Origin of the sequence: Mammaliicoccus sp. RAM2, assembly GCF_045897195.1 — a bacterium.
Classification (GTDB): Bacteria; Bacillota; Bacilli; order Staphylococcales; family Staphylococcaceae; genus Mammaliicoccus; species Mammaliicoccus sciuri.
Map to the genome: position 1 here is coordinate 182,731 of NZ_JBJNWI010000002.1, position 24,006 is coordinate 206,736.

Annotated in this window: 21 protein-coding genes; 5 read left to right on the plus strand and 16 right to left on the minus strand. The window is 32.6% G+C overall.

Annotated features, from left to right (window positions below; genetic code table 11):
* Nucleotides 1–92: 92 nt before the first annotated feature.
* The 3 genes from mdh to ACJTHF_RS04105 all read right to left on the minus strand — a co-directional run bounded on the left by mdh (nt 93) and on the right by ACJTHF_RS04105 (nt 3,523).
* Nucleotides 93–1,025: a malate dehydrogenase gene (gene mdh, locus ACJTHF_RS04095; protein ID WP_048539610.1), complete on the minus strand. Its 933-nt coding sequence runs from the start codon at nt 1,023–1,025 to the stop codon at nt 93–95.
* A gap of 62 nt (nt 1,026–1,087) precedes the next feature.
* Nucleotides 1,088–2,356, minus strand: coding sequence for an NADP-dependent isocitrate dehydrogenase (gene icd, locus ACJTHF_RS04100; RefSeq protein ID WP_048539609.1), 1,269 nt, complete (start codon nt 2,354–2,356; stop codon nt 1,088–1,090).
* Between the two features lie 48 nt (nt 2,357–2,404).
* Nucleotides 2,405–3,523: a citrate synthase gene (locus ACJTHF_RS04105; RefSeq protein WP_048539608.1), complete on the minus strand. Its 1,119-nt coding sequence runs from the start codon at nt 3,521–3,523 to the stop codon at nt 2,405–2,407.
* Nucleotides 3,524–3,950: 427 nt separating this feature from the next.
* Here ACJTHF_RS04105 and ACJTHF_RS04110 point away from each other — a divergent pair, with 427 nt between their 5' ends.
* Complete coding sequence (locus tag ACJTHF_RS04110; RefSeq protein WP_048539607.1) at nt 3,951–5,306, plus strand: amino acid permease; 1,356 nt, start codon at nt 3,951–3,953, stop codon at nt 5,304–5,306.
* 196 nt (nt 5,307–5,502) lie between these two features.
* Here the strand turns inward: ACJTHF_RS04110 and pyk are convergent, their stop codons facing one another.
* The 8 genes from pyk to ACJTHF_RS04150 form a co-directional block, all read right to left on the minus strand.
* Nucleotides 5,503–7,263: a pyruvate kinase gene (gene pyk / locus ACJTHF_RS04115; RefSeq protein ID WP_048539606.1), complete on the minus strand. Its 1,761-nt coding sequence runs from the start codon at nt 7,261–7,263 to the stop codon at nt 5,503–5,505.
* Between the two features lie 29 nt (nt 7,264–7,292).
* Nucleotides 7,293–8,258: a 6-phosphofructokinase gene (pfkA, locus tag ACJTHF_RS04120; protein WP_048539605.1), complete on the minus strand. Its 966-nt coding sequence runs from the start codon at nt 8,256–8,258 to the stop codon at nt 7,293–7,295.
* Nucleotides 8,259–8,497: 239 nt separating this feature from the next.
* Nucleotides 8,498–9,442 carry an acetyl-CoA carboxylase carboxyltransferase subunit alpha gene (locus tag ACJTHF_RS04125; RefSeq protein WP_058592052.1) on the minus strand — a complete coding sequence of 315 codons (945 nt, stop codon included), beginning with the start codon at nt 9,440–9,442 and terminating at the stop codon, nt 8,498–8,500.
* Nucleotides 9,435–10,304, minus strand: coding sequence for an acetyl-CoA carboxylase, carboxyltransferase subunit beta (accD, locus tag ACJTHF_RS04130; RefSeq protein WP_025904314.1), 870 nt, complete (start codon nt 10,302–10,304; stop codon nt 9,435–9,437). The genes ACJTHF_RS04125 and accD overlap by 8 nt, the downstream gene beginning before the upstream one ends.
* An 18-nt stretch (nt 10,305–10,322) precedes the next feature.
* Complete coding sequence (locus ACJTHF_RS04135; RefSeq protein WP_025904315.1) at nt 10,323–10,778, minus strand: FadR/GntR family transcriptional regulator; 456 nt, start codon at nt 10,776–10,778, stop codon at nt 10,323–10,325.
* A gap of 19 nt (nt 10,779–10,797) precedes the next feature.
* A complete protein-coding gene (locus tag ACJTHF_RS04140; RefSeq protein ID WP_048539603.1) occupies nt 10,798–12,027 on the minus strand; it encodes an NADP-dependent malic enzyme in 1,230 nt (409 codons plus the stop codon).
* Between the two features lie 134 nt (nt 12,028–12,161).
* A complete protein-coding gene (locus ACJTHF_RS04145; protein ID WP_232157103.1) occupies nt 12,162–15,353 on the minus strand; it encodes a DNA polymerase III subunit alpha in 3,192 nt (1,063 codons plus the stop codon).
* 11 nt (nt 15,354–15,364) lie between these two features.
* Complete coding sequence (locus tag ACJTHF_RS04150) at nt 15,365–16,291, minus strand: DHH family phosphoesterase (protein WP_058592050.1); 927 nt, start codon at nt 16,289–16,291, stop codon at nt 15,365–15,367.
* Nucleotides 16,292–16,365: 74 nt separating this feature from the next.
* On the opposite strand from ACJTHF_RS04150, the gene ACJTHF_RS04155 reads away from it, so the two are divergent.
* The gene (locus ACJTHF_RS04155; RefSeq protein WP_025904319.1) at nt 16,366–16,716 is read left to right on the plus strand and encodes a YtpI family protein; all 351 of its coding nucleotides are present in this window, start codon (nt 16,366–16,368) and stop codon (nt 16,714–16,716) included.
* 33 nt (nt 16,717–16,749) lie between these two features.
* Here the strand turns inward: ACJTHF_RS04155 and ACJTHF_RS04160 are convergent, their stop codons facing one another.
* Together ACJTHF_RS04160 and ACJTHF_RS04165 are read right to left on the minus strand one after the other, a co-directional pair.
* Entirely contained in the window at nt 16,750–18,045 is a 1,296-nt protein-coding gene (locus tag ACJTHF_RS04160; protein ID WP_037588511.1) for a DRTGG domain-containing protein, read from the minus strand.
* A 195-nt stretch (nt 18,046–18,240) separates the two neighbouring features.
* Nucleotides 18,241–18,930 (minus strand): metal-dependent hydrolase, encoded by a 690-nt coding sequence (locus tag ACJTHF_RS04165; RefSeq protein ID WP_078355901.1) that lies wholly within the window; start codon nt 18,928–18,930, stop codon nt 18,241–18,243.
* Nucleotides 18,931–19,038: 108 nt separating this feature from the next.
* On the opposite strand from ACJTHF_RS04165, the gene ACJTHF_RS04170 reads away from it, so the two are divergent.
* Both ACJTHF_RS04170 and ACJTHF_RS04175 read left to right on the plus strand, forming a co-directional pair.
* Nucleotides 19,039–20,097 carry a M24 family metallopeptidase gene (locus ACJTHF_RS04170; RefSeq protein ID WP_078355984.1) on the plus strand — a complete coding sequence of 353 codons (1,059 nt, stop codon included), beginning with the start codon at nt 19,039–19,041 and terminating at the stop codon, nt 20,095–20,097.
* Entirely contained in the window at nt 20,094–20,723 is a 630-nt protein-coding gene (locus ACJTHF_RS04175) for a copper homeostasis protein CutC (protein ID WP_058592047.1), read from the plus strand. Before ACJTHF_RS04170 ends, ACJTHF_RS04175 begins: the two co-directional genes overlap by 4 nt.
* 232 nt (nt 20,724–20,955) lie before the next feature.
* On the opposite strand, the gene ACJTHF_RS04180 is transcribed toward ACJTHF_RS04175, so the two are convergent.
* Nucleotides 20,956–21,849 carry a nuclease-related domain-containing protein gene (locus ACJTHF_RS04180; RefSeq protein WP_232157101.1) on the minus strand — a complete coding sequence of 298 codons (894 nt, stop codon included), beginning with the start codon at nt 21,847–21,849 and terminating at the stop codon, nt 20,956–20,958.
* 123 nt (nt 21,850–21,972) lie between these two features.
* The gene (gene ald, locus ACJTHF_RS04185) at nt 21,973–23,085 is read right to left on the minus strand and encodes an alanine dehydrogenase (protein WP_048539595.1); all 1,113 of its coding nucleotides are present in this window, start codon (nt 23,083–23,085) and stop codon (nt 21,973–21,975) included.
* Nucleotides 23,086–23,317: 232 nt separating this feature from the next.
* Here ald and ACJTHF_RS04190 point away from each other — a divergent pair, with 232 nt between their 5' ends.
* A complete protein-coding gene (locus tag ACJTHF_RS04190) occupies nt 23,318–23,824 on the plus strand; it encodes a universal stress protein (RefSeq protein WP_025904325.1) in 507 nt (168 codons plus the stop codon).
* A 47-nt stretch (nt 23,825–23,871) separates the two neighbouring features.
* Here ACJTHF_RS04190 and ACJTHF_RS04195 read toward each other — a convergent pair whose 3' ends face one another.
* A complete protein-coding gene (locus ACJTHF_RS04195; protein ID WP_255201004.1) occupies nt 23,872–24,000 on the minus strand; it encodes a hypothetical protein in 129 nt (42 codons plus the stop codon).
* Nucleotides 24,001–24,006: the final 6 nt, after the last annotated feature.

Below are 24,006 nucleotides of genomic sequence, written 5' to 3' on the forward strand. Positions count from 1 at the left end.
AATAATGGTTATTTAGAGAACTTTACAAAAAGTTAACACTATCTAAATAAAAGAGACGCATTCAAAGCAGAATGCGCCTTTCAACTGTTATTTTATTGTAAAATATTCTTTACTGTTTCAACAGACTGAGCAGATTCATCAAGTAATTGCTTTTCTTCATCAGTTAAGTCTAACTCGATGATTTTTTCAATACCATTAGATCCTAATACAGTTGGTACACCTAAATAAATGTCTTGATAACCATATTCACCTTCTAAATAAGCAATTGAAGGTAATACTCTCTTTTGATCTTTTAATATTGCTTCTGTCATTTCAATTAAAGCTGCTCCTGGTGCATAGTATGCCGAACCATTACCAAGTAAGTTAACGATCTCAGCTCCACCTTTTCTTGTTCTATCAACAATTTCAGCAATTTTTTCTTCAGATAATAACTTTTCTAAAGGTACGCCACCAGCTGCTGAGTATCTAATAAGTGGAACCATTGTATCTCCATGACCACCTAATACAAATCCTGTTACATCTTTAACAGAAAGATCTAATGCTTCAGCAACAAATGTTCTAAATCTAGCAGTATCTAATACGCCAGATTGACCAATCACGCGCTCTTTCGGAAATCCTGATTCTTTATACACTGTATAAGTCATTGCATCAACTGGATTTGTTAAGACTAAGATAACGCAATTAGGTGAATATTTAACAATTTCTTTTGTTACGGATTTCATAACATTTTGATTTGTTTGTACTAAATCATCACGTGACATTCCAGGCTTTCTTGCAATACCCGCTGTAATAATGACAACATCTGAATCTTTTGTATCTTCATAATTAGCAGTACCTGTTACTTTTGAATCAAAACCTAATACCGGTGCACTTTCTGCAATATCTAACGCTTTACCTTTTGTTGGGTTTTCAGATTGAGGCATATCAACAAGTACAATATCACCTAACTCTTTTTGAGCTGCTATAAATGCAGCTGTAGCGCCAGTAAATCCTGCTCCAATGATTGAAATTTTCTTTCTTGCCATATTGTTCATCTCCTTATAATAAAAGGAAGGTTAATAAATAACCTTCCTCAAATAACATCCTATTATGGTAAATTTTTAATTAATTCATCAGCGAATTCTGAAGATTTAACTTCAGTTGCGCCATCCATTAAACGAGCAAAGTCATATGTTACTACTTTAGAAGCAATTGTAGCTTCAACAGATTGTGTTACTTTGTCAGCAGCTTCTTGCCAACCCAAGTGTTCTAACATTAATACACCACTTAATAATACTGATGAAGGGTTAACTTTATCTAAACCAGCATATTTAGGAGCTGTACCGTGTGTCGCTTCGAAAATTGCATGTCCTGTTTCGTAGTTAATGTTTGCACCAGGTGCAATACCAATACCACCAACTTGAGCTGCTAATGCATCTGAAATATAGTCACCGTTTAAGTTCATTGTAGCTACTACATCAAATTCAGCAGGACGTGTTAAAATTTGTTGTAAGAAGATATCAGCGATAGAGTCTTTAATAATTAATTTACCTTCAGCCTCTGCATCTGATTGTGCTTTATTAGCAGCATCTTTACCTTCTTCTTCAACAATTTTATCATATTGTTGCCAAGTGAAAACGCGATCTCCGAATTCACGTTCAGCTAAATCGTAACCCCATTTTTTGAATGCACCTTCAGTGAATTTCATGATGTTACCTTTATGAACTAATGTAACATTTCTACGATTATTATCGAACGCATAGTTAATTGCTGCTCTTACTAATCTTTCAGTACCTTCTTTAGAAACTGGTTTAATACCGATACCTGAAGTTTCAGGGAATCTGATATTTTTAGCACCCATTTCATTTTGTAAGAAGTCTATAACTTTTTTAGCTTCATCTGAACCTTCTTGGAATTCAATACCAGCATAAATATCTTCAGTATTTTCACGGAAAATAACCATATCTGTATCTTCAGGACGTTTAACTGGTGAAGGAACACCTTTAAACCAACGTACTGGACGTAGACAAGTGAATAAATCTAACTCTTGACGTAAAGCAACGTTTAATGAACGAATACCGCCACCAATTGGTGTAGTTAATGGACCTTTAATTGCTATTAAATATTCTTTAATCGTTTCTAAAGTTTCATTTGGTAACCATTCACCAGTTTCATCGAATGCTTTTTGACCTGCTAATACTTCTTTCCATTCGATTTGTTTTTCGCCATTGTATGCTTTTTCTACAGCTGCATCTAATACTCTACTTGCTGCATTCCAGATATCTGGTCCGATTCCATCACCGATAATAAATGGGATGATTGGATTATTTGGAACATTTAAAACGCCTTGATTTGTTGTAATTTTTTCTGCTGTCATTATATGATTCCTCCATCTAAATTTGTTAGTTATATTATATTAATTAAATTAACGGTTTTCAATTGGTTCATATTTACGATCACGTTCACCAGTATATTCAGCTCTTGGTCTCATAATTCTATTTGTTCTGTATTGTTCAAGAATATGAGCTGTCCAACCTGACATACGGCTAATTGCGAAAATTGGTGTGAATAAATCGTGATCAATACCCATGCTGTGATATACAGTTGCACTGTAGAAGTCAACGTTAGGTAATAATCCTTTTTCTTCTTTCATAATTTCAGCAATTCTTAAAGAAATTTCAAACAGTTCTTTTTGACCTGTTTCGTCTGTAATACGACGACTCATTTCTTTTAAGTACTTCGCTCTCGGATCACCATTTTTATATACTCTGTGTCCGAAGCCCATAATTTTTTCTTTATTTGCGATTTTATCTTTAATGTAATCATCTGTTTTGTCGACAGTACCAATTTCAGTTAACATTTTCATAACTTGTTCGTTAGCACCACCATGTAATGGACCTTTCAATGCGCCAGCTGCTGCTGTCACACCTGAATACATATCAGATAAAGTCGAAACTGTTACACGTGCTGTAAATGTTGAAGCATTAAATTCATGGTCAGCGTGTAAAATTAACGCTTTGTTAAAACCTTCTACCTCAACATCAGTTGGAACTTCACCTCTTAACATATATAGGAAGTTTGCTGCATATGTTAAATCTTTTTTAGGTTTTACAACTTCTTTACCTTGTCTTACGCGAGAGAATGCTGCTACTAAAGATGCAACTTTCGCTTGAATTCTAATTGCACGTTCATAGTTCATTTCTTCATCAAATTTTTCAGCGTCTGGATCGAAATGTGCTAAATATGATAATGAAGTACGTAATCCAGTCATTGGATGAACTTTATCAGTCGCATAATCTTCGAAATGTGTATACATTCTAGGGTTTAAAGTCATATATCCTAGTAGTTTCTCATTTAGTTCTGCTAATTCCTCTTTGTTTGGTAATCTTAAATTCCATAGTAAAAACATGACTTCTTCAAATAAAGCATTTTCAGTTAGATCATCTATTTCATAACCTGCATAAGTTAATTGATTATCTATGATTGAACTAATTTGAGTTTCAGAAGCAATGATGCCCTCTAACCCTTTTGCTACTTGTGCCATAATAATATCCCCCTTACTAAATAATTGCCCATATATGTAATGGCTTTCATCTATCATTATATATAATTTCTTACGATTTGTGAATGCGAAGGACTTTTAAACTTTAAATTCTTTAGTAATTTTAGATGAATAAAAATAAACAGTTGTAATTTTATATTTTTTATAATATTACTATAGTAAATAAAATATATCTCAAAAACGTGAACACATAAGGATTTACGAGTTAGTAATACCCTATCATTTTAATCAGAATAGGTCATTTCATCGTTCATCCATTCATTTTTATTATTATATATGATAAAAATAATAAATCATGATAACAGGTATCAAACAGTTGTTAAACATTCATTTTTTAATTGCTATTTTCTTACAGTAAGCGCATAATAATAACATAAAAGTTTGTATATGAAAGAGGGATAAAGTTTATATGGCTAACAATTTACAAAGGGAATTAAGCAATAGGCATGTACAACTTATTGCGATAGGTGGTGCTATAGGTACAGGCTTATTCTTAGGTGCTGGCGAAACAATTAGTTCAGCAGGCCCTTCAATACTGCTGACCTATATTATTATTGGTTTAATTTTATTTCTGTTTATGAGAGCTCTAGGGGAAATATTACTCTCAAACACAGATTTTCATTCTTTTGCAGATGTCACGCATACATATATCGGACCATTCGCAGGATATATAACAGGATGGACTTACTGGTTCTGTTGGATTGTCACTGGTATGGCTGAAGTAACTGCAGTAGCAAAATACATAAGTTTTTGGTTTCCTGACATACCAACATGGATTACAGCATTATTTACAATACTCATATTAATGACAATGAATTTAATGACTGCTAAACTATTTGGTGAATTAGAGTTCTGGTTCTCTATTATTAAAATTACAACGATCGTAGCATTAATCGTTGTCGGTATTATCATGATCGTAATGGCATATGAAACACCATACGGTACAGCTTCATTAACACATATTTGGGACCATGATGGTATTTTCCCCAATGGTATGAATGGTTTCTTCTTATCATTCCAAATGGCAGCTTTCTCATTTGTAGGTATTGAATTAATCGGTGTTACTGCTGGTGAAACGAAAGATCCACATAAGACAATACCAAGAGCGATTAACAGTGTACCAATTAGAATTATGCTTTTCTATGTAGGTTCACTTATTATCATCATGTCTATTACACCTTGGGACAAAATCGACCCTGCCGAAAGTCCATTCGTAAAATTATTTGGACTGATTGGTATTCCAATCGCAGCAGCAATTATCAACTTTGTTGTTTTAACAGCTGCAGCATCATCTTGTAATAGTGGTATTTTCTCAAATAGTAGAATGCTTTATGGTTTATCACAAAATGGACAAGCAAACAAAAGTTTCGGTCAAACAAACAAAACTGGTGTCCCTTATAAAGCAACACTATTTAGTTGTTTCTTATTAATGATTTCAGTACTTTTAAACTACGTGATTAAAGATGCTGGTGAAGTATTTAAATATGTAACATCTGTATCAACCGTACTTTTCTTAGTAGTATGGTCATTAATTGTTGTTGCTTATATTAGATATCGTAAAATATCACCAGAATTAAACAAAGCATCTAATTTCAAATTACCTGGTGGTGTCCCGGTAGCATGGATTACATTAATATTCTTTATTTTCGTATTCGTGTTATTAATGACAAATAAAGTCACATTAATCGCTATATTAATTACACCAATTTGGTTTATCATTTTGACAATCATGTACTTTAATCAAAAACGTAAAGTATTTAAATAAAGTAAATAAAAACATCTCATTTACTAAATAAATCAGTAAATGAGATGTTTTTTTTGCCCCTTTTTAGTTTACTTGTTTATATATTATAACGACCCCAGTATTTGCACCTTTGGACTAAACTGCTTATAACAGTATATGCGCATTCATAAATAAAAAAAGAGACTAGGAAATCATATCCCAGTCTCTTTTTTATTTATTATAATACGTTAGCATATCCTTCGAACACTTTGTGTTGTTTTGGATCTAATGTGATTAATGTACCATCTGCTATTTTTTCGCGAGCGCCTTCAACACCAACGATTGTTGCAACGCCTAAGTTAAGACCTACAACTGCTGCGTGTGAAGTTAATCCGCCTTCTTCTGTTACAATTCCTTTAGCATTTTCTAAATATGGAACCATATCAGCATCTGTTGATTGTGTAACAACGATTGATTCACTTAAATCTTTACCTTTTAAGTCGTCAGCAGTATTTGCCACTACAGCTTTACCTACTGTTGAATGATGACCGATTCCTTGACCTTTAGCCAATTCATCACCTACTAAATGAATCTTCATTAAGTTAGTTGTACCTGTTTCACCTGTTGGTACACCTGCAGTAATAATGATTAAATCACCATTATCAACTAAACCTGTGTTAACAGCTGTTGAAACAGCATTATTTAATAATTCATCAGTTGTTTGTTTACCTTTTTTCACAACTGGTAATACGCCCCATACTAATGTCATATGACGTGCAGTTGTTTCATTAGGTGTAACTGCAATAATGTGTGAATGTGGTCTATATTTAGAGATTGTTTGAGCTGTAGCACCACTTTCAGTTGCTGCAACGATTGATTCTACGTTTAAGTTTAAAGCTGTATGTGCAACTGATACACCGATTGCATTAACTAAATTCGTATCGATCATTTTTGAACGATCAGATAATAATTTTTTGTAATCTTGAGCATCTTCGGCAGCTACTGCGATATTTTGCATTGTACGTACTGCTTCTTCTGGATATAATCCTGCTGCAGTTTCACCAGATAACATCACTGCATCTGTACCATCGTAAATTGCGTTCGCTACGTCACTTGCTTCTGCTCTTGTACAACGTGGGTTTCTTTGCATTGAATCTAACATTTGTGTTGCTGTAATAACTGGTTTACCTAATTTATTACATTTTTGGATTAATTGTTTTTGTACCATTGGAACTGCTTCTGGTAAAATTTCAACACCCATATCACCACGTGCAACCATTAAACCATCTGAAACTTGAAGAATTTCATCGATATTTTCAATACCTTCTTCATTTTCAATTTTAGGAATAATTTTAATAACGTTATTTTCTTTTTCTTCTAAAATTGCACGGATATCTAATACATCTGATGGACGTCTTACGAAACTAGCTGCAATAAAGTCTACACCTTCTTCGATACCGAAGCGGATATCACTAGCGTCTTTATCAGTAATACCAGGAAGGTTTACTTTAACACCCGGTAAGTTAACACCTTTTTTATTTTTTAATTCGCCAGTGTTTTGGACGTCACAGTGAACTTCACCTTTAGCGATATCTACTGATTTAACTGTAAGTTCAATTAAACCATCATCAAGTAAAATTGTTGATCCGACTTCTACATCTTCAGCTAATTTTTCGTAAGTAACTGAGAACGCTTCTTTAGTACCTTCTACTTCAGTTGTTTTAACTGTTACTTCACTACCTTTAGTAAGCTCAATTAAACCATCTTTCATGTTATGTGTTCTAATTTCAGGACCTTTAGTATCTAATAAGATACCAATATTTTTATTTAATTTAGAACTTACTTTTCTAATTGTATCTATACGACCTTTATGTTCTTCATGACTTCCATGTGAAAAGTTTAATCTAGCAACGTTCATGCCTGCAAGCATTAATTTTTCTAACATTTCTTCTGATTCTGATGCTGGACCTATCGTACATACAATTTTTGTCTTTCTCATATTAAAATGACCTCCGTAGTTTTTCTTTTTTATATAGATAATTGATGTGCTAAATTATACATTTTATTGTCGATGTTATGTTCTGCTTGGAATATTTCATCAAAATGAGTACATGTAAGTTCATTTTGTTGAATTCCAACTGCTTTAGCACTATCACCTTGCATAAGTAATTCAACTGCATAGCCGCCTAAACGAGAAGCAAGCACTCTATCCATTCCAGTAGGTGTACCACCTCTTTGAATGTGGCCTAAACATGAAACTCTTGTATCAATGTTAATAAATTTCTTCAATTCTTCCCCACATTGATTACCAGTCATGACACCTTCAGCACAAATAATAATAGAATGTTTTTTCCCTCTATCCATACCATGTTGAATTTTTTCAGCTATTTCTTCAATGTCCGATTTAACTTCTGGTATTAAAATTGTTTCTGCTCCAGCAGCTAAACCTGACCAAAGTGCTAAATCTCCAGCATCTCTCCCCATTACTTCAATAATAAAAGTACGTTCATGACTTGATGCTGTATCTCTTATTTTATCGACAGCATCAATGATTGTGTTAAGCGCTGTATCAAAACCAATTGTAAAGTCTGTACCATTAATATCGTTATCGATAGTACCGGGAACACCGATTGTTTTAAGATTTTTAGCTTCTTCGCTTAATCTTTGTGCACCTCTATAACTTCCATCTCCACCGATAACAACTAATCCTTCTATGCCTCTTTTTTCAAGGTTTTCAATTGCTTTTGCACGCACTTCTTTTTCTTTAAATTCTGGACATCTAGCAGAATAAAGGAATGTACCACCTCTTTGAATCATGTCCCCAACTGAACCTAATTCAAGTTTTTTGATATTATCATTTATTAAGCCTAAGTAACCTTGGTAAACACCATAAACTTCAATATCATGATAAATAGCTTTACGAACAACTGCACGAATTGCTGCGTTCATCCCTGGTGAATCTCCACCGCTCGTTAAAACCGCAATTTTTTTCATAAATATACAGACCTCTCTTGTTATATGTTTGTTAATTTAAAAATAACACAAATATTGGCTTGATTCCATTAAAACTACTGTTATTTAAATATGTAAACGTCTTCTTAAAAAAAGATTCCAACTTTTGTAATTTTTCAAAAGTTGGAATCGCTTAATTTTAATTCAATTATGCACATATACATAAATTTATAAAAAGAAATGATATCCGTATAAATCATTTTCTTTTCAATTGTTATATCTTAATCGATATAACTTCCTATATTACGATACTTTTTAAAACGATCTTCAACTAAACTTTCTGCATTTAATGTTCTTAAGTCTGAAAGATGTTTTTCAATTGATGTCTTTATAAGTGAAGCTTGTGATTCTAGATGTTTATGAGCGCCACCAAATGGTTCTTTAACAACTTCATCTACAACATCTAAATCAAATAAGTCAGGTGCTGTAATTTTCATTGTTTCGGCTGCCATTTGAGCAAGCCCAGAATCTTTCCATAATAATGCTGCTGCACCTTCCGGAGATATAACAGAATAAGTACTATTTTCTAACATAAGTAGACGATTGGTTACACCTAACCCAAGCGCACCACCGCTTCCGCCTTCACCGATGACAATAGAAATAACAGGTACTGTTAAAGATGCCATTTCGACTAAGTTTTTAGCAATAGATTCACTCTGTCCACGTTCTTCTGCAGCTTTACCAGGATATGCACCTTTCGTATCAATGAACGTAATAATCGGTCTATTAAACTTCTCAGCCTGCTTCATTAAACGCAATGCTTTACGATATCCCTCTGGATGTGCCATCCCAAAGTTTCTAAAAATATTATCTTTAGTGTCTTTACCTCTTTGGTGCCCTATAACTGTCACTGGTAACCCATTAAAGTAAGCCAATCCACCTATTAAAGCTGGGTCATCACGGAAAGTTCGATCACCGTGAAGTTCGATAAAATCATCAAATATGTAAGGGATATAATCTAAAGTTGTAGGTCTTTCTTGTAATCTCGCAACTTGTACTCTATCCCAAGGCTTTAAATTATTATAAATGTGTTCAGTTTCTTTTGTTAAAGTGGCTTCCAACATTTCTATTTCATCTGTTAAGTCTACATCATGTTTTTCTTGATAAGATTGTAGAGATGCTATTTTTTCTTTAATTTCTACTAAAGGTTTTTCAAATTCAAGCATTGTCTTTCACCTCGTTATGATGCATCTTGAGCACAGTACTTAAAGTTTTATACATATCTTTTCGATGTACAACTTTATCTAATTGGCCATGTTCTAATAAAAATTCCGCCGTTTGGAAATCGTCAGGTAGTTTTTCACTAATCGTTTGTTCAATGATTCTTCTACCAGCAAATCCAATCAAAGCTTTCGGTTCTGCAAAGTTTAAATCACCTACAGAAGCAAAGCTCGCTGAAACGCCGCCAGTTGTAGGGTGTGTCATATATGAAATGAATAGTAAGCCTTTATCACTATGACGTTTAATTGATACACTTGTCTTTGCCATTTGCATTAGTGAGATGATTCCTTCTTGCATTCTTGCACCACCACTCGCTGTGAACAATACAAATGGTAAATTATGATCTGCACAATAATCTACAATTCTACAAATTTTCTCTCCAACTACTGCACCCATACTTCCCATTCTAAATCTTGAATCCATAACACAGATACCATAAGGAATACCGTCAATTGACGTTACACCTGTAACGACTGCATCATTTAAACCAGTGCTTTTTCTATCTTTTTCTAATTTTTCTTCATATCCAGGAAATTCTAATGGGTTTGAAGCAGTCATACCGACATCAAACTCTTTAAATGCATCTTCATCACTCACAGCTCTAATTCTATCGTGAGCAGTTAATGCAATATGATGATCACAGTTAAAACAGACATTTAAGTTTTGCACGAGCTCTTTCGTATACATGATTTTTTTACATTTAGGGCATTTTGTCATGATACCTTCAGGCACGTCATTATCTTTACTGTTTTGAACAGTTACATATTTTTTCTTTTTCTGGCTACGATTGAACAAGTCTTTAAACATGTCACTATCCCCCTGATTTTATTTACAATTGTCTCTTTCAAATCTATCACTATATTGAGAGAGTAGCTTCCAAATCATATACATAATTTGATTATTATTATTTGAAACAAGTTCTTCTTTTGAATTTGTTTCAATGTTATTGTGTTCTTCACAGAAATTTTCAATCATCCATTTTAATTCATTAATTTCATCTAATTGTGATTCGTTATGAATTAAGAACCTTCCGATTAAATCAAAAAGTTGGTGTTGGTACATATCACTTAAGAATGTACCTTCACCTCTTCTAGTATGTATCACTCCTAAAAGTTCTAATGCTCTTAGGGCTTCTCTGATACTTGAACGTCCAACATTTAACGTTTCACTTAAAAATCTTTCGGAAGGCAGTTTTTCACCCACTTGAATATTTTTTTCAACAATAATTGACTGAATTTGTTCGACAATCTTGATTAATCCTTTTTGCTTTTCTTTATCCAACGTGAGTCTCCTTCCAAAATTATGACAAGTCTGCTAATTCATATGTTCTACGTTCTATTTCATCAACATCAACTTCAATACGTGCTACACCTGATTCCATACCAGCTTTTGCTACAGCTTTCGCTACGTATGGTGCAACTCTTGGATCGAAAGGTCCAGGAATGACATAATCAGCATTTAATTCATCCTCTGAAACAAGATTAGCAATTGCTTCTACTGCTGCTTGTTTCATTTCTTCATTTATATGAGTTGCACGAATATCTAATGCACCTCTAAAAATACCAGGAAATGCTAATACATTATTAATTTGGTTAGGGAAATCAGAACGCCCTGTACCAATAACTTTAGCACCCGCTTCTTTTGCTACATCTGGCATAATTTCAGGAACTGGATTAGCCATAGCAAAGATAATTGGGTCTTCAGCCATTGTTTCAACTAATTCTTTTGTTAATGCGCCTTCAACAGATACACCTACGAATACATCCGCATCTTTAATAACATCTGATAATTGACCTTCTGTTTTATCTTTGTTTGTCCATTTCGCAACAAAGTCTTTAGTAGGATTCATACCATAAGGACGGTCTTCATAAATCGCACCTCTAGAATCACACATAATCATATTTCTTACACCATAACTGTATAATAATTTAATAATTGCAATACCAGCTGCACCTGCACCATTTAAAACAACTTTTATATCGGATAATTTTCTGTCAGTAATTTTCAATGCATTAATCAAACCAGCAACAGTTACGATAGCCGTACCATGCTGATCATCATGAAAGACAGGTATTTTAGTTTCTTTTTTTAGGCGTTCTTCAATTTCAAAGCATCGAGGCGCTGAAATATCTTCTAAGTTAACACCACCATAGTTAGGTTCTAATAGTTTAACAGTATTCACAATTTCATCAACGTCTGTCGTATTCAGTGCAATTGGCACACCATCTACACCAGCAAAACTTTTGAACAAAACCGCTTTCCCTTCCATAACAGGAATACTTGCTTCAGGACCTATATCACCTAAACCTAATACAGCTGTACCATCTGTAATAACAGCTACTGCATTTGATTTCATTGTATAGTCATATACTTTTCTGACGTCTTCATGTATATCTTTACACGGTTCTGCGACACCTGGAGAATAAGCAAGACTTAATTCCTCTTTATTAGTAACTTTAACTTTGGCATAAACGCCTAATTTACCTTGTTTTTCTTTATGCATATATAGTGCATCATCTCTTAATGACAAAATAATCATCCCTTCATTGTATGTATCTATCCCTTTATTATACATTAAATTTCTATAATTAAATTAAAAAATTCTTCATAGTGGTCAGACCACCATGAAGAATACTATATCATAAATTATTTAATTAATAAAGACTATAAAAGGCGTACATTCTCATAACCTATTTTATGAATAAATTCTTCAAAATTACCATGATTTAAGTTTAAATAGCCAAGCATTTTTGAACTATAATCTTCATCATTAAAATACGTTACTTTAATATAACGATCGTGGTCTTTTGTAATCCACTCTGCTAAATCTTCTACATTTCTTACGACGACTTCTTTTGTCGTATTAAATTTATGTTGTTTAAATGCTTCTAATGTATCTATTTGATTAATAATAATTTGTGTCTTACCGTTTCTTTTTTCGAATTTGCCATTGATAATTACTGGGACATTAATGATATCAGTTGTTTCAATTTGTTTATATGCATCAGGGAATATAACCCCTTCAACTTCATTTAGCCCATCTATTAAATTGACGAAAGCCATATTTTGACCTTTTTTAGTTCTAATTTTCCTTAGTGAGGCAATCATTACGAGCATCGGCACTTTATTATGGTCTATTCTTAATGGATAAATAGATAAATATTGATGTTGATTGAATAATGAAATGATTGGATGTTCAGTTGCATAGAACCCTAAGTATTCTTTTTCATATTCACTTTTCATAAGATTAGGCATTTCTTCAATTTCTTTAAATTCTTTCTTTACGTTTAAACCTAATTCTTTCAATAAATTATTAGAATCTCCAACAGACTCGCTACTTTCATAAACATCGTCAATAGACTGTAACAATGTCGCTCTAGTCTGACCAAAATCATCTAAAGCTCCAGCATATATAAGTGCTTGTATCATTTTCTTACTTTTCGCTTTACTAGGTAATCGATGTACAAGATCAAACATATCTTTATATGTTCCATTTGCTTTTCTTTCATCAACGATCACTTTTACGCTTTGATAACCAACACCTTTAATTGCACCAAGTGACGTATATATACCTTTTTTAGTTGCTTTATAGAACCATTCACTATGATTAATGGACGGCGGATATATTTTTACACCAATTCTTTTAAGTTCCGTTACCATTTGTTCTGTCTTAACTTCATTACCAACTACATTAGAAAGAATCGCAGCATAAAAATATGTCGGATAATGGACTTTCAAATAAGTCATGATATACGCGATTTTACTATATGCTACAGCATGTGCTTTTGGATAACCATAGTCTGCAAACTTCAGTATTAAATCAAATATTTTTACAGCTGTTGATTCCTCGTAACCTCTTTCTAAGCTTCCATTCACAAAATGTTTTCTTTCATTTTCTAACACTGCTCTATTTTTCTTACTCATCGCACGTCTCAAAATATCCGCTTCACCATATGAGAATCCTGCGAACTTACTCGCAATCTGCATAATCTGTTCTTGATAAATAATAACGCCATAAGTTGATTTCAATATCTCTTTTAAGTCTGGATGTAAATATTCTATCTCTGCATTTTGTCTACGTCTTTTAATATATGTTGGTATTTCTTCCATTGGTCCAGGTCTATATAGCGATGTAACTGCTACAATATCGAGAAAATGGTCAGGCTTTAACCTCTTTAATACACTTCTAACACCTTGAGATTCGAGCTGAAAAATACCTGTTGTTTCACCTTTAGACAATAGTTGAAAGACTTTAGAGTCATCAAAAGGTATTTTTTCGATATCTACAATTTGATTTTCTTGATATTTCACTTGATTGACCACTTGTTGAATAATCGATAAATTTCTTAAACCAAGAAAGTCGATTTTTAATAGACCGATCTTTTCAGTTTCTGTCATTGTCCATTGCGTTAAAACACCCGTATCACCCATCATTGTTGGTACAAATTGGTGTAATGACTGATCATTAATAATGATACCTGCTGCATGGGTCGATGTATGCCTCGGTAAACCTTCTAATTGTTTACTTAGTTGAAACCATTTTTCATGCAAATGATTCTGGTTAACAAATTGTTTAAACGCATCATCTTCAAATGCTTCGTCTAATGTAATACCTAATTTATGCGGAATTAATTTTGAAATGTAATTGAGTGTAGCATCATCAAACTGCAATATTCTACCTACATCTCTTGCTACTGCTCTCGCTTGAAGATGTCCATAAGTTACAATCCCAGCAACACGATTATCACCATATTTTTCTTGAACATATTGAATCACTTTATCGCGCTTAGTATCTTGAAAGTCGATATCAATATCCGGCATCGTCACACGTTCTGGGTTTAAAAATCTTTCAAATAACAAATCAAATTCAATCGGATCAATAGTTGTAATATTTAAAATAAAACTAACAAGAGACCCGCCAGATGAACCACGTCCTGGTCCAACTAATACATTTTGCTCTTTCGCATAATTAATTAAGTCACTAACGATTAGGAAATAATCTGAATATCCCATTTTTACAATAATATCGTATTCGTATTTAAGTCTTTTTTCATATACTTCATTAAACTGTGGATACTTAGATTTATTCCTCATTAATAATTCCCAAAGATATTCATCACTTGATTGATTATCAGGCGTTTTATATTTTGGTAATAAATCTTGATGATACTCAATTTCAACATGACATTTTTGAGCTATTTCGTCTGTGTTTTGTATGTACGTTTCATCTATATTAATTCGCGATATATCTTCTTTAGTTAAAAAATGATGATTTAAGTTTTGTTGAAAATCACTCATCGTTAATTTTTCATTATTTTTAATTGCATGAAGTGCAATTAAACTATCACCATCATCTTCATTCAAATAAAGTGCAGACTTCATAAAAACTTTCTTATGATCCATTTCAATCATAGAATCATGTGAAATATATTTATCATCTTCCTCAATTGTTATAGCTTGGAATAAATAATAGTTAGCTTCATTGATTTGTTTACCAATGATTATAAGTCCTTCTGAATAAGCATTCACCCATTCAATGGGTGCTGAAAATCTTTCTTTTATGGAAATAGCAGAAGATAACTTAATTAAATTATGATAGCCTGTTATATTTTTAGCTAAGACCACACATTCAACTTGATTGAGTTGGTCATCTAAATAAATGGTTAATCCGAAGATTGGTTTTATATCTTCTTTTATACATGCATCATAAAATTGTAAAGCACCGTGCAGAACATTTAAATCTGTAAGAGCAAGCGCTTGATAATTTTCATTTTTAGCTTTTTGAACAACATCTGGTATTCTGACACTTGAATTGAGCAAATCATATGATGAATGAATATTTAAATGACTTACCATGCGCTCACCTCCTATATTTCAGATTTAATATCTGCTGCTAATGCATCAAACTCTTCCCAGCTATATACAGATGCACCCGAGGCATTTGGGTGTCCTCCACCGTTATATTGAGCTGCGATATGATTAATTTTTATACCTTTTGAACGAATTCTACATCTTATTTCTTTACCTTCATCGACAGCAAATACCCACGCTTTTAATCCTTTAATATCAGAAACGGTATTCACGAATAATGAAGCTTCGTTAGGTTGTAAGTTGAATTGTTCAAGTATATCTTTCGTAATCTTAATTGAACAGAATCCTTCACCATCATATTTGAAATTCTGAAGTATATATCCTTGGAAGTGAAGTAAAGCTGGGTCTCTTTCACTCAGTTGGTTAAGTAATTTAGTACGTTCGAATTCTTTCGTCATTAACTCAGCTGCAACTTCCATTGTATGTGTTGACGTATTATCAAATAAGAATCTACCCGTGTCACCAACAATGCCTAAATATAAGACTCTACTTGCTTTCTCACTTACGTTAGAACCATTTAAATTCCATGATTTATTTAAATCAAAGATTATTTCACTTGTAGATGACGCCTCAGTATTCACAAAATTAATATCACCATATGAATCTACTGGTGGATGATGATCAATCTTAATTAATTCGGCACCTGTATTAAAGCGACTATCATCTATACGTGGCGCGTTTGCTGTATCACAAACAATCACGAGTGCACCATTATATGTTTCATCTGCAATTTTATCCAAATCTCCAATAAATGTTAGCGTCGGTTCTGGTTGCCCGACTGCATAAATATGCTTTTCAGGAAAAGCATCTTGTAGTATATATTTCAAACCTAATTGAGATCCGTATGCATCTGGGTCTGGTCTAACATGCCTATGTATAATAATTGTTTCATATTGCTTTATTTTATTTAATATTTCTTCCATTGTTATCCTTCTTTCTTTATATTTACTTATATTTTATTAATTGATATAATTCGACTTGGTAGGAGGAATCAAACATGTCATCTGAAATTATGTCTACACTTGTTGCTTTAGCAGTAACAGTTATGATTATTGCTTTAATATTCGCTATTTTAAATTTAGCACGTTCATTTAGAACGAAACGTGACGTTAGAAAAGCGTATCATAAAGCACGTTCAAGATTTTACTTTGGTATATTTATGATCGCATTTGCAGCAGACCAAGTATTGTTATTTCCAACATTAGTCACTTATATTATTGTTTTAGTATTATTATTCTTTGGTATTTTAAACGTGTCTTATGGCTATAGAGCAAGTAAATACTTTAAAGGTAACTTACCGATTGAGAACAAAGCTTGGGAAGAATTCGAACAAAAAAAACATCAATAATATTTTAAAAAGCGTTGTATAACATAACGCTTTTTATTTTTCGAGAATTTGACACATTAGTAATGCTTTCGCAACAGTCGCACTACCGCTCACCATCGTAACTTCGAATTTAGCAAATATTCTACCGATATCTAATGTTGTAATCTTCACTTCTACATCGTCATCGATTTGAACAGTTTTCAAATAATAAATGTCTATATGTTCAATCATGATTTCTGATTTTTTCATTTTTCTTATTTCATAACGTAACGCTTCTTCAATAACTGCAATATAAACAGATTTCGTTAACATACCGAATTGATTGGTTAATTGTGGAGATATATTCACCACAACATTACCGTTGTCCATTGTGATTTGTTTTGCAATTTGGTCATGAATCGTTTCACCTATTTGTGGTTGTCTACTCATTAATTGCATCGTCTTCAATACATCTTCACGAGAAATGATACCGATTAATACTTTAGAGGTAGATACAACAGGCAACAATTCAATCCCTTCCCAAATCATAAGATGGGCACAAGTTGCGATGGTCGTATTTAAATGTGCAATAATAGGTGATTTAGTCATCAACGTTCTAATACTTTTATCTTGTTCTTCGTTAACAATATCTTTACTCGTTAAAATTCCTACAACTTTCATTTCACTATCAACAACTGGAAAACGCGTATGAGATGTTTGTTGAGATAATTCGTTCCAATCTCGCACTTTTTGTTTATCATCTAAATAAGAAGTTGATTCAATGGGGATCATAATATCTTCAACCATTAAAATTTCTTTTTTAATCATTTGATCATATATAGCTCTGTTAATAATATTGGCAACTAAAAATGTATCATAATTTGATAAAATAATCGGAAGTTCGTGTTCATCAGCATAATTTATAATATCTTCATTCGCTTCAAAACCACCCGTAATTAACACGGCAGAACCTCTTTTTAAAGCTTCCATTTGTACATCTGATCTATTACCAACTATCAGCAATGTATTTTTAGTTAAATATTTAACGACATCATTTAATTCCATTGCGCCAATTGCAAATTTTGATAAAGTTTTATATAAGCCTTGTTTACCGCCCAATACTTGACCATCCACAATTTTAACAATTTCATTAAATGTTAAATTTTCAATTTGTTCTCTAGATTTTCTTTCAATTCTAACTGTCCCTACTCTATCAATAGATGCTACAAGCCCTTGATTATCCGCTTCTTTAATTGCACGGTAAGCTGTACCTTCAGAGACATTTAAATCTTTCGCTATCTGTCTGACAGAGATTTTATGTCCAACAGATAACGATTCAATATACTTAATAATTTGCTCATGTTTCGTCATGTTTATACCCTCTATCAAATTTTATGAATTACTTTCTATTATACATTTTTAATGTATTAAATGATATCTTAAAAATTAAATAAAAGATTGAAACAACGCTCATTAAATTAAATCTTTTATACAGATTTACTTCTTAAACTTAAAAGCTGAGACGATAAAATCATCTCAGCTTTCTTAACTTACTTTCATATACATTTATAATTCTACTGTTTCACCAGGTTTTAAAATGTGCACTTCTGATTCTGTTACAGCTTTTTCAAAATCTTTAGGGTCTTGTTTAATAAAGTCAAATGTATCGTAATGAATAGGTACTACCTTTTTCGGCTTGATAAATTCATTAACTGCATAACTAGCATCATCAATGCCCATTGTAAAGTTATCGCCTATCGGAATAAAGCATAAATCCACTGGGTGTCTATCTGCGATTAATTTCATATCGCTGAATAAGCCTGTGTCACCAGTATGATAAATTGTACCCGCTTCAGTTTCTAATACAATTCCTGCAGGCATACCTAAATAGACGATTTCTCCATTTTCTTCTGTAAAGCTATTACTATGAAAGGCTTGCACATATTTTACTTTTCCAAAATTAAATTCAATATTTCCACCAATATTCATTGGATGTAAGTTTTCTAATCCGTGTTTATTAGATAAATAATCAATCGCTTCAGGTAACGCTATAACTGTTGCACCTGTTCTTTTTGCAATGCTAACAGTATCACCTAAATGATCGCCATGACCATGAGTTAATATAATATAATCTGCTTCTACTTCATCTGTCGTCAAATCTGATAATGGATTCCCTGTTATAAACGGATCCACAATCACTTTATGTCCTTTACTTTCAAAATAGATTACTGATTGTCCATGAAATGATACTTTCATGAATCTCCCTCCTCACATTGTCTTTTCCGTATATTATATACCCTAAATTTGAATTTATGAATCAAGAAGTCTAAAATAATGATGTAAGAAAGAGATTTGGGAGGAAGAATAATGGAACATAATGAAATTGCAAAATTTTTAAAAGATAAAGATGCAGATGCAGCATGGATTACAACGCCTTTGAACATCTTTTATTTAACAGGTTATTTATCTGAACCACATGAACGTCTATTTAGCTTATTAGTCACTAAAGATGGTGAAGAAACACTATTTTGTCCAAAAATGGAAGTTGAAGAAGCTAAAAATGCAGGTTTCACTGGAAACATCGTTGGATACTTAGATACAGAATCACCATTCGATTTGATTGAACAACAATCTTATAAAACTTTTGCGATAGAATCAGAGCATTTATCAGTTAAAAGACTTCGTGAAATTGAAAAAGCATTTAATGTAGAAACAATTGTTGATATTGATCAAGTATTAAAAGATATTAGAAATGTAAAAACTAATGACGAGATTGAGTTGTTACAAGAAGCGGCTAAATATGCAGATTTAGCTATTCAAGCTGGCGTTGATAAGTTAGAAGTTGGCGTTTCTGAAATTGAAGTATTAAATCATATTGAAACAACTATGAAACAACATGGTATTTCTAAGATGAGCTTTGATACTATGGTATTATTCGGCGATCATGCAGCAGCTCCTCATGGTACACCAGGAGAAAGAACTTTAAAAGAAAATGAATATGTACTATTTGACCTAGGTGTCATTTATAAGGGTTATTGTTCAGATATTACAAGAACTGTTCCATTCGGCACACCTTCTGATAAGGCACAAGAAATATACAACGTCGTACTTGATGCTAACAAACAAGCAATTGAAATGATTAAACCAGGTGCTAAAATTGCTGACTGCGATAAAGTAGCTAGAGATATTATTAGCAATGCTGGTTATGGTGAATACTTCCCGCATAGACTTGGTCACGGACTTGGATTAAGCGTCCATGAATTCCCAGACATTTCTAGTGCAAATACGGATGAATTCAAACCAGGCATGGTATTAACAGTTGAACCTGGAATTTACGTTCCTGGTGTCGCTGGCGTTAGAATTGAAGACGATATCGTTGTAACTGAAGATGGACATCGCATACTAACAGGCTACCAAAAATGATTAAAGAAGCTTGTGTAGAAACAATTTCGCAAATTGAACAAGCGATTAAAAATGGTGCAAATCGAATTGAACTTTGCGATAACCTTTCAGTTGGCGGCACAACACCAAGTTATGGAATGGTAAAGATTGCAGTAGAACTATGTCATCAACATAACGTTGAAGTCGCTGTCATGATTAGACCTCGCGGTGGAGATTTTAACTATAATTATTTCGAATATGAAATCATGCGACAAGATATATTACAATTGAAAGATTTGAAAGTTGATGCATTTGTATTTGGTTGTTTAGATGAACACGGTCATCTTGACGAATGGAAGATGAAATCATTAAAAGAAACATGTGGTATCATACCTGCCGTTTGTCATATGGCATTTGATTCAATTAATCCATATCATCAATTAAAATCATTAGATTGGTTAATTAAGCACCAATTCAGTCGCATACTAACACATGGCGGACCAAGTGATAGTGTGATATTTGATAACATTAACCATTTAGGTAAATTATTGATTCACTCAAAAGGCAATATTACAATCATGCCAGGTGGCGGACTTAATAAAGATAACTTATCACAATTAATAGAAGACATACCATTCGATGAAGTACACGGTACAAAGATTGTATAATAAGAAAAACCTGAGACGAAATTCGTCTCAGGTTTTTTGGTGGAGTTGACTTGTTTTTTAGTTTGGCGGGCGCTTAGTTACACTTCGTCCGACTTTTGTTACTAACGGCGTCCTTAGTTACACTTCACTCGACTTTTGTTACTAACAATGCCTTATTAGAATTTGATACACCCTATGTACCGAAAACTAAATAAATCAAGTATGTTTTTTAAAAAATATCGTACTTGATATTTTAACTTTTTTCTAGATAAAATTTCTTATTTCGCATATTTGTATTTTTAAAGTATTTATTACATACTCTTCTGACTGTATGTATTGGTATAGGATAACACCATGCTTTAGATTCTTTAAAATCAAAAGGTTTTCTCTTTATGATAAAAAGTTCTTTTATGTTGAAATATACTAACTCCTCATACCCTAAATCTTTTCTACAGTAACAACATCTATAGTTATGCTTGTTTTTCTTAAAGGCAATAGTAAATAATTTTCTACAATTTGGGCATCTCAAACCAGATGCAACTTTATCTTCTAGAATATTAATATCTTTTTGATAAAAGGTTGAATGAATAGATTCATATTGTTTGAAAATATTTAAGATTTCTTGATTAGCTTCTTGATTATTTGTATCAATGAGTTGAGGAACTCTAGAAAGTTCTTGAGGAAGTAGTATTGCTTGATTTTGTGGTCTTTTACCGTGAAGATTGAAATGACTATTTGTAAATATAATAATGGTTTCAACTTGTCTTGGTAAATTGTGAGTATTAACGATTGATTGTATTTTATTTTCAATTTTATTTGTTTGTATGTGCGGTGACGGGTATCTTAAACTATTCGTACATTTAATATAATCTTCTTCAAAATACCAATCGCCAGTATAGTGTTTAACTTCGAAAATATAGATTTTTGTTGATGAAACAACTAAAAAATCAATTTGTATATGATTTGAGGTTCCGATTTCTAAATTATATACATACTTAACATCAACGATAGTGTCTAGTATTGCTTTAAAATACATTTCACCTTCCAATCCAGTTTGGTTAATATACAATTCTTTTCTTTGATCTAAATTCAAATTTGTCCAGCCTTCGATAGCTTCAAGATAAGAAATATATTCGGTTTTGTTCATGTAATCACCTGCTGTTAATAATAATATGTAATCAAATTATAGGTATTCTGCTCATTTTCAGCTAGTTGCATAAATTAAAAAAATGTCCAACTCAGCAATCTGAGTTAGACAATTTTTTAAATTTTATCTCAAAACTTCTTGATAAGGTGTATATTCTTTATCAAAAGCTTTTGCAACTTCTTTATATGTTAGTTTACCGTGTATTGTGTTTAAACCTTTAGCAAGTGCTTCGTTATCTTGACATGCTTTAACGTACCCTTTGTTTGCTAATTGAATTGCATATGGAGTTGTTGCATTATTTAATGCAATTGTAGATGTTCTTGGAACTGCTCCTGGCATATTAGCAACTGCATAGTGAACGACATCATGTTTAACATATGTTGGGTTATCATGTGTTGTAATTCTATCTGATGTTTCGAATGAACCTCCTTGGTCAATCGCGATGTCTACTAATACTGAACCTGGTTTCATTTTCTTAACCATTTCTTCAGTTACAAGTTTCGGTGCTTTAGCGCCTGGTATAAGTACTGACCCAATTACTAAATCACTTTCAACAACTGCTTCTTCAATATTTAAAGGTGATGACATCATCGTTTGCACGCTTGCACCAAATAAATCATCTAATTGTTGTAAACGTGTAGGATTTAAGTCAATAATCGTAACGTCTGCTCCAAGACCGACTGCCATTTTAGCAGCATTTGTTCCTGCTTGACCTCCACCGATTATTGTTACTTTCCCTCTTTTAACACCTGGTACTCCAGATAATAATATTCCAATGCCACCATGTGTTTTTTGTAGGAATTGCGCACCAATTTGAGTTGACATTCTTCCTGCTACTTCACTCATTGGCGCTAGTAATGGTAATGAACGATCGCTTAGCTGAACAGTTTCATAAGCAATTGCAGTTACTTCATTCTCTAATAATGCATTTGTTAAAGATTCTTCAGCAGCTAGATGTAAATATGTAAATAGGATTAAGTCTTTCTTGAAGAATTGGTATTCTTCTTGTAATGGTTCTTTAACTTTCATAACCATTTCTACATTCCATGCTTCTTCTTGACTTACAATTTCTGCTCCAGCTTGTTGATAATCTTCGTTAGTAAATTGTGAACCTAACCCTGCCTCAGTTTCTACTTTAACAACATGATTTTGTGCAACTAAACTTGCCACGCCACTAGGTGTTAATGCCACCCTATTTTCATTATTTTTAATCTCTCTTGGTACTCCAATAATCATTTTTCATTCCTCCTTGCTTTTATCATAACGCCACTAATTTGAAAGCGCAATCATTATTATTCATTTTTTATATTATCCTTATTTTCTAAATTTTTTAATTTTCTTACTATAACGCAATTTTAACATACTTTATATAAAAATCGTGTAAATTCCCTATTATTTAAAAGTTTATATTGTTATTTTTTCAGAAAATTATGATATAATTAAATAAAAGAACTAGGAGGCGGTTTCTATGTTAAGTTACAAAAATATTTTAATTGCAGTAGATGGATCAACTGAATCAGAATGGGCTTATAATAAAGCTGTAGCCGTTGCTAAACGTAATGATGCTAAATTAACAATTGTTAATGTTGTAGATTCAAGATCATATGCAAGTGTTGAAGCCTATGATACTCAAATAGTAAATAAAGCAACAAGTTTTGCTGAAAGTTTATTATCTGGATATAAAGAATTCGCTGAGAATAATGGTGTTCATAATGTAGCGACTAAACTTGAATTCGGATCTCCAAAAACAGTTATTCCTAAAAAATTAGCAGTAGAATTTGACGTAGATTTAATCATGTGTGGTACTTCAGGATTAAATGCAGTAGAACGATTTATCGTTGGCTCTGTATCAGAATCAATAGTGAGAAACTCACCATGTGACGTTCTAGTAGTAAGAACAGAAACAATGCCTGAAGATTTCGAACCAGTTGTAGCAACAAAAGAATTATTCGAAGAACACCACGAAGGTAAATAAATAGATATAAGAAAAGCGTTCAGTCGAAATGGCTGAACGCTTTTATATTAGTTTTGATTATTATTTTGATCTTTTAAGTTTTGGTTATTTTCTTGTTTCTGTTTTTTAGATTGTTCTTTACCGACTCTGCGTGTAACGATTCTAACTAATCGCAATAATGCTCTCTCTGGTCTCATTTATAT